Origin of the sequence: Streptomyces sp. NPDC089915 (genome assembly GCF_040684675.1) — a bacterium.
Taxonomy (GTDB): domain Bacteria; phylum Actinomycetota; class Actinomycetes; order Streptomycetales; family Streptomycetaceae; genus Streptomyces.
Window position 1 is genome coordinate 39,261 of record NZ_JBFBGN010000040.1, and the last position, 14,179, is coordinate 53,439.

The 14,179-nt window shown below is 72.7% G+C and carries 18 protein-coding genes and 1 pseudogene; 6 read left to right on the forward strand and 13 right to left on the reverse strand.

Translation table 11 applies throughout. From position 1 onward, the window contains the following. Positions 1 to 439 precede the first annotated feature (439 nt). Entirely contained in the window at positions 440 to 1,105 is a 666-nt protein-coding gene (locus tag AB0O29_RS15130; protein ID WP_365151649.1) for an HAD family hydrolase, read from the reverse strand. A 96-nt stretch (positions 1,106 to 1,201) separates the two neighbouring features. Between AB0O29_RS15130 and AB0O29_RS15135 the strand changes: the two genes are divergently transcribed. Beyond that, entirely contained in the window at positions 1,202 to 1,483 is a 282-nt protein-coding gene (locus AB0O29_RS15135; protein ID WP_365151651.1) for a hypothetical protein, read from the forward strand. Here AB0O29_RS15135 and AB0O29_RS15140 read toward each other — a convergent pair. After that, entirely contained in the window at positions 1,473 to 1,619 is a 147-nt protein-coding gene (locus AB0O29_RS15140) for a hypothetical protein (protein WP_365151653.1), read from the reverse strand. The two genes, AB0O29_RS15135 and AB0O29_RS15140, sit on opposite strands and share 11 nt — an antisense overlap. Positions 1,620 to 1,712: 93 nt before the next feature. On the opposite strand from AB0O29_RS15140, the gene AB0O29_RS15145 reads away from it, so the two are divergent. Together AB0O29_RS15145 and AB0O29_RS15150 are read left to right on the forward strand one after the other, a co-directional pair. Next, positions 1,713 to 2,045 carry a metalloregulator ArsR/SmtB family transcription factor gene (locus AB0O29_RS15145; protein ID WP_365151655.1) on the forward strand — a complete coding sequence of 111 codons (333 nt, stop codon included), beginning with the start codon at positions 1,713 to 1,715 and terminating at the stop codon, positions 2,043 to 2,045. Continuing rightward, positions 2,042 to 2,788 (forward strand): DUF2071 domain-containing protein, encoded by a 747-nt coding sequence (locus AB0O29_RS15150; protein ID WP_365151657.1) that lies wholly within the window; start codon positions 2,042 to 2,044, stop codon positions 2,786 to 2,788. Before AB0O29_RS15145 ends, AB0O29_RS15150 begins: the two co-directional genes overlap by 4 nt. A 563-nt stretch (positions 2,789 to 3,351) precedes the next feature. On the opposite strand, the gene AB0O29_RS15155 is transcribed toward AB0O29_RS15150, so the two are convergent. Then, complete coding sequence (locus tag AB0O29_RS15155; protein ID WP_365151659.1) at positions 3,352 to 4,239, reverse strand: polysaccharide deacetylase family protein; 888 nt, start codon at positions 4,237 to 4,239, stop codon at positions 3,352 to 3,354. Next, complete coding sequence (locus AB0O29_RS15160) at positions 4,236 to 5,111, reverse strand: polysaccharide deacetylase family protein (RefSeq protein WP_365151661.1); 876 nt, start codon at positions 5,109 to 5,111, stop codon at positions 4,236 to 4,238. Before AB0O29_RS15160 ends, AB0O29_RS15155 begins: the two co-directional genes overlap by 4 nt. Positions 5,112 to 5,261: 150 nt before the next feature. Between AB0O29_RS15160 and AB0O29_RS15165 the strand changes: the two genes are divergently transcribed. Next, positions 5,262 to 6,452 carry a methyltransferase domain-containing protein gene (locus tag AB0O29_RS15165; RefSeq protein WP_365151681.1) on the forward strand — a complete coding sequence of 397 codons (1,191 nt, stop codon included), beginning with the start codon at positions 5,262 to 5,264 and terminating at the stop codon, positions 6,450 to 6,452. A gap of 108 nt (positions 6,453 to 6,560) precedes the next feature. On the opposite strand, the gene AB0O29_RS15170 is transcribed toward AB0O29_RS15165, so the two are convergent. The 5 genes from AB0O29_RS15170 to tsaB are packed head-to-tail and all read right to left on the reverse strand — an operon-like array spanning position 6,561 to position 9,976. Next, the gene (locus tag AB0O29_RS15170) at positions 6,561 to 7,292 is read right to left on the reverse strand and encodes a hypothetical protein (RefSeq protein ID WP_365151663.1); all 732 of its coding nucleotides are present in this window, start codon (positions 7,290 to 7,292) and stop codon (positions 6,561 to 6,563) included. A gap of 57 nt (positions 7,293 to 7,349) precedes the next feature. After that, positions 7,350 to 7,610, reverse strand: a complete 261-nt coding sequence (locus AB0O29_RS15175; RefSeq protein WP_365151683.1) for a hypothetical protein — start codon at positions 7,608 to 7,610, stop codon at positions 7,350 to 7,352. Positions 7,611 to 7,627: 17 nt separating this feature from the next. Beyond that, entirely contained in the window at positions 7,628 to 8,761 is a 1,134-nt protein-coding gene (gene tsaD, locus AB0O29_RS15180; RefSeq protein ID WP_365151665.1) for a tRNA (adenosine(37)-N6)-threonylcarbamoyltransferase complex transferase subunit TsaD, read from the reverse strand. Continuing rightward, a complete protein-coding gene (gene rimI, locus AB0O29_RS15185) occupies positions 8,754 to 9,302 on the reverse strand; it encodes a ribosomal protein S18-alanine N-acetyltransferase (RefSeq protein ID WP_365151667.1) in 549 nt (182 codons plus the stop codon). Before rimI ends, tsaD begins: the two co-directional genes overlap by 8 nt. After that, the gene (gene tsaB / locus AB0O29_RS15190; protein ID WP_365151669.1) at positions 9,299 to 9,976 is read right to left on the reverse strand and encodes a tRNA (adenosine(37)-N6)-threonylcarbamoyltransferase complex dimerization subunit type 1 TsaB; all 678 of its coding nucleotides are present in this window, start codon (positions 9,974 to 9,976) and stop codon (positions 9,299 to 9,301) included. The genes rimI and tsaB overlap by 4 nt, the downstream gene beginning before the upstream one ends. Positions 9,977 to 10,134: 158 nt before the next feature. Between tsaB and AB0O29_RS15195 the strand changes: the two genes are divergently transcribed. Further along, on the forward strand, positions 10,135 to 10,695 hold the full coding sequence (locus tag AB0O29_RS15195) for a hypothetical protein (protein WP_365151671.1): 561 nt from the start codon (positions 10,135 to 10,137) through the stop codon (positions 10,693 to 10,695). Positions 10,696 to 10,762: 67 nt separating this feature from the next. Here AB0O29_RS15195 and AB0O29_RS15200 read toward each other — a convergent pair whose 3' ends face one another. The 4 genes from AB0O29_RS15200 to alr form a co-directional block, all read right to left on the reverse strand. Next, positions 10,763 to 10,945 carry a hypothetical protein gene (locus AB0O29_RS15200; RefSeq protein ID WP_365151673.1) on the reverse strand — a complete coding sequence of 61 codons (183 nt, stop codon included), beginning with the start codon at positions 10,943 to 10,945 and terminating at the stop codon, positions 10,763 to 10,765. Between the two features lie 156 nt (positions 10,946 to 11,101). Further along, complete coding sequence (gene tsaE / locus AB0O29_RS15205) at positions 11,102 to 11,665, reverse strand: tRNA (adenosine(37)-N6)-threonylcarbamoyltransferase complex ATPase subunit type 1 TsaE (protein WP_365151675.1); 564 nt, start codon at positions 11,663 to 11,665, stop codon at positions 11,102 to 11,104. Continuing rightward, positions 11,622 to 12,812 carry an alpha/beta hydrolase gene (locus tag AB0O29_RS15210; RefSeq protein WP_365151677.1) on the reverse strand — a complete coding sequence of 397 codons (1,191 nt, stop codon included), beginning with the start codon at positions 12,810 to 12,812 and terminating at the stop codon, positions 11,622 to 11,624. The genes tsaE and AB0O29_RS15210 overlap by 44 nt, the downstream gene beginning before the upstream one ends. Before the next feature lie 40 nt (positions 12,813 to 12,852). Further along, positions 12,853 to 13,989, reverse strand: coding sequence for an alanine racemase (gene alr, locus AB0O29_RS15215; protein WP_365151679.1), 1,137 nt, complete (start codon positions 13,987 to 13,989; stop codon positions 12,853 to 12,855). Positions 13,990 to 14,101: 112 nt separating this feature from the next. Here alr and AB0O29_RS15220 point away from each other — a divergent pair. Next, positions 14,102 to 14,179: pseudogene (locus AB0O29_RS15220) on the forward strand (MogA/MoaB family molybdenum cofactor biosynthesis protein); the annotation flags it as partial.

Consider the following 14,179-nt stretch of genomic DNA (forward strand, 5'->3'; position numbering starts at 1 on the left):
ATTTCGCTGCGCTCCACTCTTGACAGCCCGACCCGCCACGAAATGCCGAAGACTGCCGGGAACCCCCCAAAGGAACGGGACGGACGTTCCTTGGACATGCGCCCGTATCAGCGCCGAGTCGGGGTCGTCGGGACACGGCAGACCACACACCCGGCCCCCGACGACCGCAATCGGAGCCTGGGGCCAGCCCACGCACCAGATCGCTACGCGCTCCTCATTTCTCAGCGTCCGACGGCCGTCGGGGGTTGCTACCCGCCCCAAAAGCCAACGAGATCGGCATCCGGGACCGGTGGGCGCAGCAGATCGCTACGCGCTGCCCATATTCCGGCGTCCGGCGGCCGTCTGGGGCTGGTCATAGGCGGGGGGACGTTGGCGAGGTGGCAGCACAGCGAGTGCGTACGTGACCTCGCCGACCGGCTTTACGGCTGGGCCGCGCTCCTCAGTGCGCTGACCCGTTGAACTCGGCGATCTGGCCGGGGAGATCGAGGAGACTGCCGACCCGGAAGGTCGGCAGCTCCACTGCCTCGGTCGTCTCCCACTGGATGGTGGCCCAGGGGCCCCGCCGGATCAGGGCGCTGTGCATGCCCGCGGCGACGGCGGGGCGCAGGTCGTTGTCGACCCGGTCGCCGACGTAGAGGATCTCCTCCGGCGCGAAGGGCACGGCCTTCGCGACGCGGACGAAGAACTCGGGGTCGGGCTTGCTGGCCCCCCAGTCGTCCGACGTGCCGATCAGGTCCACGTCCGAGGAGAACAGGTTCCGGAGGATCCCGCCGGCACGGACGGTCTGGTTGCCGGCGATGCCCAGCCACAGCCCATCGGTCCGAAGTCGTGCCAGCGCGGGACGCACGTCCGGGTACAGGTCACCCTCGTCGAAGTGCTCGGGCTGCCCGGCTGCGGCACGCGCCTCGCGCTGCTCGTACAGGTCGAACCCGGGCCTGAAGGCCTGGAACGTTTCGCGGTAGTCGCGCCCCTGCGCGATGACGGCACCGAACAAGGCGGCGAAGGTGTGGCGCGGCACGCCGAGCCAGTCGGCCCACGTCCCGTACTCCCGCGTCTCGTCCACCAGGCACTCGCCGACGTCGAAGACCACAGCGCGAATCGTCATGCGGGCAGACTAACCCTTGAACTCCCGCCTGTTTTGCGTGATTTGACTGCGCTGAGATCGCGATACCCGCACCTGGAACCAGCTGAGGAGCCCCGCATGACGCTCGAACTCGTGCACCATGACCACTCCACGGCCAAGGCCATACGCCAGACCCTCATCGACGTGCACGCCGAGGTCTACGCGGACCAGAAGGACGACCCTTTCGTCCAGCGCTTCCCGTGGTTCGTCGACCACTGGGGCGGCAACCCCGGCTTCACCTGCGTCATTGGCTATGAGCAGGGCGAACCCGTCGGCTACCCAGCAGCCCTTCCCCGACAGCCCTCTGTACGCCGTCATGCTCCGCACCCTGCACGGCTGAACTCGGCGATCAGGCCTTGAGGCCCTCCAAGCCGGCCGCGACCAGCAGCGGGGTGAACTCCACGACGCTGTGCGTGGCGACACCCGCGAGGACGTACGGATCGGTCGCGAGGAGTCGGTCGAGCTCTTCGGCGGGCATGCCCGGGGCGAGGTACACGCCACCGACCAGAGGCACCCGGCCCCCAGCCCCCGGCAACTCGACGATGCCCAGGCCTTGTTAGCTGTTTAGCTAATGAGCTAAGTTGCGAGCATGACGGAAGCTCAGGACGAGGCGGGGGCCTTCCGCGCCCTCGCCGACCCGACGAGGCGGCAGATCCTTGAAGACCTCAGGGGCGGCGAGCTCGCCGCCGGGGAGATCGCGGCCAGGTTCTCGATCAGCGCGCCCTCCATCTCGCGCCACCTCGGCGTGCTCAAGGGTGCCGGGCTGGTGACCGAGCGACGGGAGGGGAACCGGATCCTCTACGCGCTCGCCGAGGACCGTCTGGCCACCTCCGTCGGCCGGTTCCTCAGCGCCGTATGCCCTGAACAGATCGTGCTCCGCCACACCAAATGGCGCCCCGGGGCGCAGAGCGAGGGATCATGAAGCAGCCGGCCATGTCCAGCGTCATCGAACGGCGCCTCCTGGTGAACTACCGGGTCGCCCCGGAAACGGCGGCGCGTCTGCTGCCCGAGCCGCTGCGCCCGCAGTTGGTGAACGGCTACGCCGTCGCGGGCATCTGCCTGCTCCGCCTGGGCGGCGTCCGGCCCACCTGGGCCCCCGCCGCCGTCGGCATGCGCAGCGAGAACGTGGCCCATCGCATCGCCGTCGAATGGGACGGACCGGACGGCGTGGAGACCGGCGTCTACATCCCCCGGCGCGACACCGCCTCCCGGCTCAACGCCTGGGCCGGCGGCCGTCTCTTCCCCGGCGAACACGGCCGCGCGGACTTCGAGGTGGACGAGACGCCCGACCGGATGCGCGTCGCACTGGCGACGCACGACGGCGACACCCAGGTCGACGTGACCGTCGAACTGTCCGACGAGCTCCGGGGCAGCGAGCTCTTCGCCGACCTCGCCGAGGCCTCCCGCTTCTTCCAGCAGGGATCGAAGGGCCTCTCCCCCACCAGCACCGGCCACCACCTGGAGGGCATGCGGCTGAGCACCGACGCCTGGCACGTGGAAGCCGGCCGCGCCGTCTCCGCCACCTCGTCGTTCTTCGACGACCCGAACCACTTCCCCCCGGGAACCGCCACCCTGGACTGCGCCCTGGTCATGCGCGACGTCCCCGCCACCTGGCAGCCACTGCCGCCCATGACTTCCGAGCAGCCCGTTCAACTCGCTGGCTGAAGAGCCCAGTTCTCCCACCTTCCGGTGCGGACAGCGCCTGATGGGGTCCTGTTCGCCATTTGGTGCAGGTAGCAACCCCAGACGGCTGCCGGACGCTGAGACTTGGGCAGCGCGTAGCGATCTGCCGCGCCTATCGGCCCCGGATGCCGTCCTGATTGGCATTTCGTGCGGGTAGCGGCCCCGGACGGCCGTCGGACGCTGAGACGAGCGAAGCGCGTAGCGATCTGATGCGTGGGGCGGCCCCAGGCGCCGATTACGGTCGTCGGAGCCCGATGTCTGGTCTGCCGTGTCCCGACGACCCCGACTCATCGCCGATCCCGCCGCATGTCCAAGGAACGTCCGTCCCGTTCCTTTGGGGGGTTCCCGGCAGTCTTCGGCTTTTCGTGGCGGGACGGGCTGTCAAGAGTGGAGCGCAGCGACATCGCGAAGCGACGCGACGAAGGAGCGCTCTTGACTGACCGGCCCGACGCGGAAGGACGATGAGACTGGCGGGAAACCCCCAACCCTCCCTGAGACCGCCCAGGTCAAGTCCCGACCCTCACCCCGCCCCGCGCCCCGCGCCCCTACAGGTAGTCCTCCAGCCGTCCCACCTTGTACCCCTGCTCCTGTATGTGCTGGAGCATCCGGGTGACCATGTGGATCTCCGTCGCGCCCTTGAGTTCCGACGGGCCGCGGAAGTGGGCCAGGATGATGTCGCCGGGTTTCAGGGCCGAGCCCTCGGCGTACTGGAAGTCGTTTATCTGCATCGACGCCCGCCACAGCACGACCGTGTTGATGCCGCACTCCGAGGCGGCCTTCAGGGTGTCGTCGTTGTAGTTGCCGAACGGCGGGCGGAAGAGAACGGGCCGCTTGCCGAAGCGCTTCTCCAGGCGCTCCTGCTGGCCGCATATCTCCTTCTTCTGCGCCGCGAACGCCAGCGTGCGCATGTTGGGGTGCGTCAGCGTGTGGTTGTTCACCGTGCTGTTCGAGCCGTTGTCGCGGAGCTTCTCGAAGTAGCCGTAGTCCGACGACGCCACGTTGTCCGTCAGGAACATGCTGATCGGCAGCTTCAGGTCGGCCGCCATCTTCAGGAACTCGGGGTCCTTCTCCGCGCCGTCGTCGAAGGTCAGGAAGACGACCTTGTCGTTCGGGGCCACGGGTATTCGGTCCACCACCACCGGCTTGCCCGGCCCCGCCGCCTTGGGGAGCTGGGGCTTCTGCGCGGGCTTCGGGGCGTACTGGAGCGGGGCGGTCAGCCCCCACTTGCGGTACGCCTCGTCCCCCGGGGTGCCTGCCTGTGCGGAGGGGGCCGCGGAGGTCCGGGCGGACGGGGAGGCCGACGGGCTCCCCGACTGTCCGGCCTTGCGGCCCAGCCGCTCGATGGGATCCACGCTGTTCCCGCATCCCGACAGGGACAGCGCGAGCGCGCCGGCCGTCAGCGTCCCGGCCACCAGCCGACGCGCGTACTTCACAGGTAATCCTCCAGGCGGGCCACGGCATACCCCTTGTCCGTGACGGTCTTCATGACATGACGGATCATGTCAGGCATGGTGCCCTTCCAGTCCTCACGACCCCGGAAGTGCGTGAGGATGATGTCCCCGGGGTGCAGGTCCCTGTCCCATTCACGGTAGTCCATCCGGTTCGGGAAGGCCTCCGCGTTCCACAGGGGGACCGCCTTGATTCCACAGGACTTCGCCGCGCGCAGGGTGTCCTGGTTGTAGTTGCCGTACGGGGGCCGGAAGAGCTGGGGCCGCTTGCCGAACTGCTTCTGGATCGTGTCCTGCTGCCCGCAGATCTCCTCGTGCTGCTGCTCGTAGTTGAGGCCGGGCATGTAGCGGTGGTTGAGGGTGTGGTTGTTCAGGGTGACTCCGGCGGCCTGCATCTCCTTGAAGTACGGGTAGTTGTCCCGTACCAGGTAGTCGCTGAGGAACGCCGTGTACGGGAGCTTCAGCTCCTGCATCATCCGGATGAACTCGGGGTCCTTCTCCGCGCCGTCGTCGACGGTCAGGAAGACCACCTTGTCCTCGGTCGGGACCGTGGTGAAGACCGGGGGCAGCTCGTCCTGGCCCTCGACCTCGAAGCCCTCGCGGGTGGTGATCTCGGGCTTCGTCTTGGGCCCGGCCGGGGCCATGAGCGGGGTCTTGGCCAGCCCCCACTTCTTCGCCATGACGGCGCGGGCCGCCTGGGCGGCCTTGAGCTGCTCGGCGGAGTTGGCGAGGGCGCCGGCCGCGCCGGAGCCGGCCTCGGCGGCGGGGCGGTCCGGCTTGCCCTTGACCGGAGCGGCCGTGTCCGCGGCTCCGCACCCCGTGCCCAGGGCGGCGACCAGCAGCGCTGCCGCGGCCACCCCGTACCGGCCGCGCGGGCGTGCCGCGGACCGGTGACCAAACTGCGTGGGATTTCCCTTTTGTCCTACTAGCTGCATAGCTGCGGATCCTTGCACCACACGGCCCGGCTCCCCGGTCGACACCACGGCCGGAGCCCTCCCTTCCACCGACTGGCCGACAATGGAGCCGTGACTCCCGAAGACTTCTCCGCGCTCCTCACCCCCGAGGGCCGCGCGCTCCTCGACTCGCTCCGCGACTACGACCCCGCCCAGGAGCTGGCCGTGGCCACCCGGCTGCGCCGCGAGCACCCCGCCGCGCTGGTGTCGGCCGCGCTGGGGCAGGCCCGGCTGCGGCAGCGGGCGGTGGCGAAGTTCGGGGCCGAGGACGCGTTCCGGATGTTCTTCACCCCCGGCGGCGGCGAGATGGCCACCCGGGCGTCGGTGGCCTCGTACCGGGCCGAACGCCTCGCCGGCCTGGGCGTACGGAGCGTCGCGGACCTGTGCTGCGGGATCGGCGGGGACGCGCTGGCGCTGGCGCGGCGCGGGATCCGGGTGCTGGCGGTGGACCTCGACCCGCTGACGGTGGCCGTGGCGCGGGCCAACGCGGAGGCGCTGGGGCTGGCGGACCTGATCGAGGTCCGGGAGGCGGACGTGACGACCGTCGACGTCTCCTCGTACGAGGCCGTCTTCATCGACCCGGCGCGGCGCGGCGGGCGCGGGCGGATCTTCGACCCGGAGTCGTACTCGCCGCCGCTGTCGTGGGCGGTCGGGGCGGCGCGGGCCGCGAAGTACGCCGCCATCAAGATCGCGCCCGGGATCCCGCACGAGGCGGTGCCGGCGGAGGCCGAGGCGGAGTGGATCTCGGACCACGGGGACGTGAAGGAGGCCGTGCTGTGGTTCGGCACCGCCCCCGGGACGGTACGGGCCACCCTGCTGCCGGGGCCGGTCGGGCTGCACACCGCCGAGCCGCTGCCGGATCCGCAGGCGGGGCCGGTGGGGCGCTGGCTGTACGAGCCGGACGGGGCGGTGATCCGGGCGCACCTGGTGGCGGAGGTGGCGCGGGACCTGGGCGGGCGGCTGATCGACCCGACGATCGCGTACATCACGGCCGACGAGCTGCGGGCGACGCCGTACGCGACGGCCTACGAGATCACGGACGTGCTGCCGTTCGGGCTGAAGAAGCTGAAGGCGCTGCTGCGGGAGCGGGAGGTGGGAGTGCTGACGGTGAAGAAGCGGGGGTCGGCGATCGAGCCGGAGGAACTGCGGCGGAAGGTGAAGCCGTCGGGGCCGAATGCGGCGACGGTGTTCCTCACGCGGGTGGCCGGGGGGCCGGCGATGCTGATCGGCTCGCCGGTGGCCTGAGGGGGCGCGGGGTGCCGCCGCCCCGGACCCCGCCCGGGTGCGGCGCCGTCGCGCGAGCGGCCCCGGGCTTCGCCCGGGCTTTCGGGGCTCCGCCCCGGACCCCGCGCCTCAAACGCCGGCGAGGCTGGAGTTGCCCGCGAGGCTGGAGTTCGCCGGCCTTGCCGGGGTGTGGGCCGTCCGTCGGGGTGTGGGGCCGGTGGGCGGGAGGGGCGCCGCCGCGCCGCCCCGGGCCCTTCGGGCGCGGAGGGACCAGCTGTAGTGGGTGGCGGCCTTGGCGAGGCCCAGGAGGGCGGTGATCCACAGGATCATGCCCAGGCCCATGAAGTAGCCGATCTGCCCCACCGTGTCCGTGCCCGGACGGGCCCCCGCCGCCGAGGTGAAGGCCGTCCAGAGGCCGAGGGCGCCCAGGGCCAGCGAGGCCAGCAGCCACACCAGGATCCGCACCGGGGCCCGCAGCCCCGTGTCCGCCCCGGGGTCCCGGTCCTCGACGGCCCACGCGCACAGCAGCCGGTGCACCCGGCGCTCCTGCCGGGCGCCCCGGACGAAGTACCGCCCGGCCGGCACCAGCACCGCGAGGCCCATCAGGGCGAAGACGACGGCGAAGGCGTACTCCGCGCCCGTGCCGGACTCGAAGGTCATCACGGCCGTGCTGACGAAGGTCCAGCCGAGCGCGAAGACCGCCGCGGTCAGCCAGAGCAGGACCAGCCGCCCCAGGCCCAGGGTGCGGCGGCTCAGGTCCGCGAGGAAGCGCGCGCGGTCGGCCCGTACGGCGCCTTCGTCCAGCCACTCGCGCAGGTGCGCGGGCGGCGGCGGGGGCGGCAGGTCACGGCGGCTAGGCATGCGCACGACCCTAGCGGCGGCCCGTAGAGCTTCACCGCAGCACGCCTCGACCCGCGCTCAGCCGCCCGGCGTGACCTCGACGGACTCGAAGCGCCAGCGGTGCACGGCCCGGGTGATCAGGTCCGCGGCGGGCTCCGGCAGCTCGGGCAGGTCCGCCTGCGGGCCGCCCTCCGGGGTCTCCCACCAGGTGATCACGAGCACCCGGTCCTGCGGGGCCCGCAGCACCTCGCGGCGCAGCGGCTCCCGGGCCAGGACCTGGGCGCGCGCCCACTCCAGCAGCTCGTTGCCCCGGCCGTCGACGGCCCGGGCCTCCCACATCAGCGCGACGACGGCGTTCACGAGTAGAGGTTGTCCTTGCTCAGCTCGTGCACGTGGTCGTGCGAATGCGAATGCGCGTGGTCGTGGTCGTGGTCGTGGTCGTGCGAGGTCCCCGGGACGTGCGGGTCCGTGACCGGGAGGGAGGAGTCCGCCGACAGGTCCCAGTCCGAGGCCGGACGGTTCCGCTTGACCATCTCCGCGCCCAGGGCCGCGACCATCGCGCCGTTGTCGGTGCACAGCTTGGGCCGGGGCACGCGCAGGATGATCCCCGCGTCGTCACACCGCTCCTGCGCCAGCGAACGCAGCCGGGAGTTGGCCGCCACGCCGCCGCCGATCATCAGGTGGTCCACGCCCTCGTCCTTGCAGGCGCGGATCGCCTTGCGCGTCAGCACGTCCACCACGGCCTCCTGGAAGGACGCCGCCACATCGCGCACCGGCACCTCCTCGCCCGCGTTCCGCTTCGCCTCGATCCAGCGGGCCACGGCCGTCTTGAGGCCGGAGAAGGAGAAGTCGTACGCGGGGTCGCGCGACCCCGTGAGCCCGCGCGGGAAGTGGATGGCCTTGGGGTCGCCCTCCTTCGCCAGCCGGTCGATGACCGGGCCGCCGGGGAAGCCCAGCTGGAGCACGCGGGCGATCTTGTCGAAGGCCTCGCCGGCCGCGTCGTCGATGGTCGCGCCGAGCGGCCGTACGTCGCTGGTGATGTCCGGGGCGAGGAGCAGCGAGGAGTGGCCGCCGGAGACCAGCAGGGCCATGGTCGGCTCGGGCAGCGGGCCGTGCTCCAGCTGGTCGACGCAGATGTGCGAGGCGAGGTGGTTGACCCCGTAGAGCGGCTTGCCCAGCGCGTACGCGTACGCCTTGGCGGCCGAGACGCCGACGAGCAGCGCGCCCGCGAGGCCGGGACCGGCGGTGACGGCGATGCCGTCGAGGTCGCGGGCGCTGACGCCGGCTTCCTTCAGGGCGCGCTCGATGGTCGGGACCATGGCCTCCAGGTGGGCCCGGGAGGCGACCTCGGGGACGACTCCGCCGAAGCGGGCGTGCTCGTCGACGCTGGAGGCGATCGCGTCGGCGAGCAGGGTGGTGCCGCGGACGATGCCGACGCCGGTCTCGTCGCAGGAGGTCTCGATGCCGAGGACGAGCGGTTCGTCAGCCATGGGTCTCACTGCTCTCAGGGTGTTCGGGGGTCTCGGTGTTCGGGGTGGCGGGGGCGGCCGTCCGGGCCGGGTCCGTCAGGCGCATCACCAGCGCGTCGACGTTCCCCGGCTGGTAGTAGCCGCGCCGGAAGCCGATCGGCTCGAAGCCGAAGCGCTCGTAGAGCCGCTGGGCGCGGGTGTTGTCCACCCGGACCTCCAGCAGCACCTCGGCGCATTCGAAGTCGGTCGCGGCGCGCAGCAGCTCGGTGAGCAGCCGGGCGCCGAGTCCGGTGCCCCACTGGTCCTTGGCCGCCGCGATGGTCTGTACGTCGCCCAGGTCGCCGGAGGCCGCGAGTCCGGCGTAGCCGACCAGGCGGCCGGAGGCAGGGTCTTCCGCGACGACGTAGCGGCGGCTGGCGTGCGGGCCGCGCGCGTGGGCGAGCTCGGACCAGAACATCCCGGCCGACCAGGCGTCCTCGGGGAAGAGCTCGTGCTCCAGTTCCAGCACCGGTGCGATGTCCCACCAGCGCATCTCGCGGAGCACCGCGGTCGGGGCCGTCACTGCGGGGTGACCACCTTGTAGTTCTTCGGCACCTGGGCGTCGGGGCGGCGCAGGTAGAGGGGGGCCGGGGGCACGCCGTCGGCGTTCTCGAACGGGATGCCCGCCGCGAGGCGCTCGGCGGCCAGGGCGGCCAGGGCGGCGGCCGACTGGTGCTCGGGGTCGCGGGCGTCGGGGAAGACCTCGGGGTAGAGGCGGGCGCCCTGGCCGACCGAGGGGAGGCCGGCGACCTGCTCGGCGATGTCGGCCGGGCGGTCGACGGCGGGCTCGCCGACGCGGGTGCGCGGGTCCTCGTAACGCGCCCAGTAGACCTCCTTGCGCCGCGCGTCGGTGGCGACGGTGAAGGGGCCCTCGATCCCGGCGGCGCCCGCGGCGTACGCGAGCCCGTCGAGGGTGCACAGGCCGTGCACGGGGACGCCGAGGACGGCGGCGAAGGAGGCGGCGGTGACGAGGCCGACGCGCAGCCCGGTGTAGGGGCCGGGTCCGACGCCGACGACGATGCCGGTGAGGGCTTCGAGCTTCACCCCGGCATCGGCGAGGACCCGGTCCACGGACGGGAGCAGGAGCTCCCCGTGGCGGCGGGCGTCGACCTGGTGGGACCTGGCCAGGACGGACTCCCCGTCGTGCAGGGCGACGGTGACGGCGGGCGTGGCGGTATCTACGGCGAGCAAGAGCACGCGAACAGCCTACGACTCCCCGGCCCCCGGGCCTTGCGGCCGGTCGGAGCGGGGCCCGGCTGCTACCTTTCGACCGGGAGTACGACGCGGCGGCGGGCAGCAACGGCGCCGCGGGACAGCGGGATCCGGAACGCGCAGGCGCGGAGAGGTGGAGCAAGGTGGCACGCAGCAGCTCGGGAATCGTGGCCGGGCTCACCGTGGCGGCGATCGCCGCCATCGGCTTCCTCGGCTACCAGGCGCACGCGACCGCCCCCGCGCACCCCGCGAAGCCCGCCGCGCAGGCCCCGGCGAACCCGCAGAACCAGCCTCCGGCGCAGCAGGAGGCGGCGAAGCCGGCGGTGCTGCCGGCCGAGTCGGGCAGCGGGCAGCGGGTGGTGTACTCGGTGTCGCAGAAGCGGGTCTGGCTGGTCACGGAGGACGGCAAGGAGCCGAAGACCTTCACGGTGGTGCCGAGCACGGTGCACCCGGCCCCGGGCTCCTACCTCGTCAACTCGCGGGCGGGCACGGTCACCGGCTCGGACGGGGTGCCGATCGAGCACGTCGTCCGGTTCGCCAACAGCACCGAGGGCATCGCGATCGGGTTCAGCGCCCGCGCGGACGGCGCGCTGCCGCAGCCTGACCCGGCGAAGAAGACGGGCGGCATCCGGATGTCTCGTGCGGACGGGGACGCCATGTGGGCGTTCGCGCTCTACAACTCGAAGATCGTCGTCGTCCAGTAGGGCTTCCCGGGCTCCCGGGCAGATTTTTCACCCGTACGGAGGACCGCGCGCGGTCTCCCGCGAGGTTTCAGGCCGCTTCCGGCTCCGCGGAGGCGGCCTGTTCCGCGTCCGGCGCGTCCTCGGCGGCGGGGTCCCGGGGGCCGGGTTCCGAGCGTGCGGGCGGCGTGGACACCGCGGTGGCGGCCACGCCCGCCGCGAGCAGGGCCCGCATGGACACGACGGGCGCTCGCTCTGCTCCTGCTGCCGACATGGCTGCCTCCTGGGACCCCGGGACGCCGAACTTAGGTACACCTAACCAGCGCTCGGTACCATGTCATCACGCGGGCCCGCACCGGCGCAACGTTTTCCCGACGAGTTGTCGGTACCTCGTGGGTGAATCGGCCGGACCGGTGGCACACCGGCCCCGCTACGCGCCCGGGTACAGCCCCGCCAGCTCCGGCCCGGCCTGCGCCCACCGCGCGCCGACTCCGCGCAGCGCGACCTCGCGGACGTCGTCCATGACCTCCTCGTGGCCGACCGCACGGCCGATGACCACGTGCAGCCGGTCGTCGGAGAGCTCCTCGACCTTGCCGTCGCCCCACTCCACGACGACCACGGACTCGGGCAGCGAGACGTCGAGGTCCAGGTCCTCCATCTCGTCCAGCCCGCCGCCGAGCCGGTACGCGTCCACGTGCACCAGCGGCGGCCCGTCGCCCAGGGACGGGTGCACCCGGGCGATCACGAAGGTCGGCGAGGTCACGGCCCCGCGCACGCCCAGCCCCTCCCCCAGCCCCCGGGTCAGGGTGGTCTTGCCCGCGCCGAGCTCACCGGTCAGCAGGACCAGGTCGCCGGGGCGCAGCAGGCCGGCGATCCGGCGGCCCAGCTCCTGCATGGAGGCGGGCGAGTCGACGGTGATCAGGGTCTCGGCGGCGGCCTCGGCCAGGGCCTCAGCGGCCGGGCTGCGCGGCGCTTCCCGCTGTACGTCTTCCATGCGCCCCAACGTTAGTCGGTGCGGGGACGGCTCCGGCGCGGGCCAGCAGCCCGGTGAGCAGCCCCGTCACGATCTCGGGGCGCTCCAGCATCATCAGGTGCCCGGTCTCCTCCAGGACCACCAGCTCGGCGGCCGGGAGCTGCTCCTTGATCGCCACGCTGTGGGCGGCCGGGGTGATCATGTCCCGGTCCCCGGCGACGACGGTGACCGGCAGGTCGGCGAACCGCTGGAGGGCGGCGCTCTTGTCGTGGGTCTGGAAGGCCGGGTAGAACTCGGCGACCACGTCGATCGGGGTGGCCTCGATCAGCCGCTCGGCGAAGCGCGCGACGCCCGGGTCCACCTCGCGGGAGCCGAACGAGTAGAGCTTGATCATGCCGGCGAAGAGGTCGGCGGTGGCCCGGCGACCCCGCTCCACCAGCTCCACCTGGGAGCCGAGGGCCTTGAGCACGCCCGGCAGGATGCGGCGCACGGCGCCCTGCCCGATGGACGGCAGCCCGTACGTCACCTCGTCGAGCCGCCCGCTGGACGTGCCGACCAGGGCCACCCCGAGCACCCGCTCGCGCACCAGCTCGGGGAACTGCTCGGCGAGGGCCATGACGGTCATGCCGCCCATGGAGTGGCCGACGAGGACGAGCGGGCCCTCGGGCGCGGCCGCGTCGATGACGGCCTTGAGGTCGCGGCCGAGCTGCTCGATGGTGACGGGCTCGCCGTCGGCCTGGGCGAGGCCGCGGGCGCTGCGGCCGTGGCTGCGCTGGTCCCAGTAGACGGAGCGGACGACTCCGCGCAGGGCGGCGCGCTGGAAGTGCCAGGAGTCCTGACTGAGGCAGTAGCCGTGGCAGAAGACGACGGTGGCCGGGGCGGGGCCCTTGCGGCGCGGCCTGCGCCTGCCGCCGCCCGGGGAGGCCTGGTCCGGTCCGTCGACGTCGTCGACCTCGTAGTGGAGCTCGGTGCCGTCCTCGGCCCGGCAGGTGCCCTCGGTGCCGCGCAGGGAGCCGTAGTCCCCGGCGGCGTCCAGCGCGAGGCGCGCCTTGCGGCGGATGCCCCGGCCCACGGTGATCCGCTCGACGGCGACACCGGCCGCGGCGCCCGCGGCTATGACACCGATGGCGGCGCCGGCCCAGCCGGCCTTGCGCCAGTTCTCGCTCACGACCCGATCCCGCTCACGACGTCGCCGTCCTCACTCAGCCTCAGCCGCCGAGGTAGACCCGGGGCACCCGACCTCCGATACGGGTGACGATCTCATACGCGATCGTATGCGCCGCTTGAGCCCAGTCCTCGGCGGTCGGCTCGCCGCGCTCGGCGTCGCCGAGGATGACGGCCTCGTCGCCCGCCTCGGCGAGGTCGTCGCCGAGGTCCACGACGAACTGGTCCATGGCGATCCGGCCGGCGGCCCGCCGGATCTTCCCGGCGACGAGCACGGGCCCGCGGCCGGAGGCGTTGCGCGGGATGCCGTCGGCGTAGCCGGCGGGGACGAGCGCGAGGTGCGTCTCGGACTCGGTGACGTAGTGGTGGCCGTAGCTCACGCCGTGGCCGGCGGGGACGGTCTTGACCAGCGCGAGGGAGGCCCGCAGGGTCATCGCGGGCCGCAGGCCGAGCTGGGCGGGGGTGCCGAGCTCGGGGGACGGCGAGACGCCGTAGACGGCCAGTCCGGTGCGGACGAGGTCGAAGTGGGTCTCGGGGAGGGTGAGCGTCGCGGGCGAGTTGGCGATGTGCCGGACCTCGGGGTCGACGCCCTCCTTCTCCGCGTAGGCCAGCATGTCGCGGAAGGCGTCGAGCTGGAGCCGGATCGAGGGGTGGCCGGGCTCGTCGGCGCAGGCGAAGTGCGACCAGACGCCGGTGACCTGGACGGTGCCCTCGGCCTGCGCGGCGACGGCCGCGCCGACGAGTTCGGCCCAGTCGGCGGGCTGGCAGCCGTTGCGGCCGAGGCCGGTGTCGGCCTTGAGCTGGATCCGGGCGGTACGGCCGGCCGCGCGGGCGGCCGCGCGGACCTCGTCCAGCGCCCACATGCCGCTGACGGAGACGTCGATGTCGGCCTCGACGGCCTCCCGCCAGGGACCGCCGGGGGTCCACAGCCAGCACATGATCCGCCCCTGGATCCCGGCGGCGCGCAGCTCCAGCGCCTCCTCGGGGGTGGCGGTGCCGAGCCATTCGGCCCCGGCCTCCTGGGCCGCACGGGCGCACGGGACGGCGCCGTGCCCGTAGGCGTTCGACTTGACGACGGCCATCAGTGCGGACCGGGGCGCCCGTGCGCGCAGTGCGCGCACGTTCGCCCGTACCGCGTCAAGATCGATCTCGGCGTACACGCGCATCGGTGTCTCGTTCATCGCCCACAGTCTCTCAGAACCCACCCCACCCGGCCCCGCCGCACCCACCGGCCCGCCCACCCGGCCCCGCCGCGCCCCGGCCCCTCCCAGCCCCGCCGGCGTTCGACCCTCCGGCTCCACGGGCGGGGTCAAGGACGGCCTCGCGGTGCTGGCGCGGATCCTGCCGCACGCCGTCGACCAGATCCGGGGC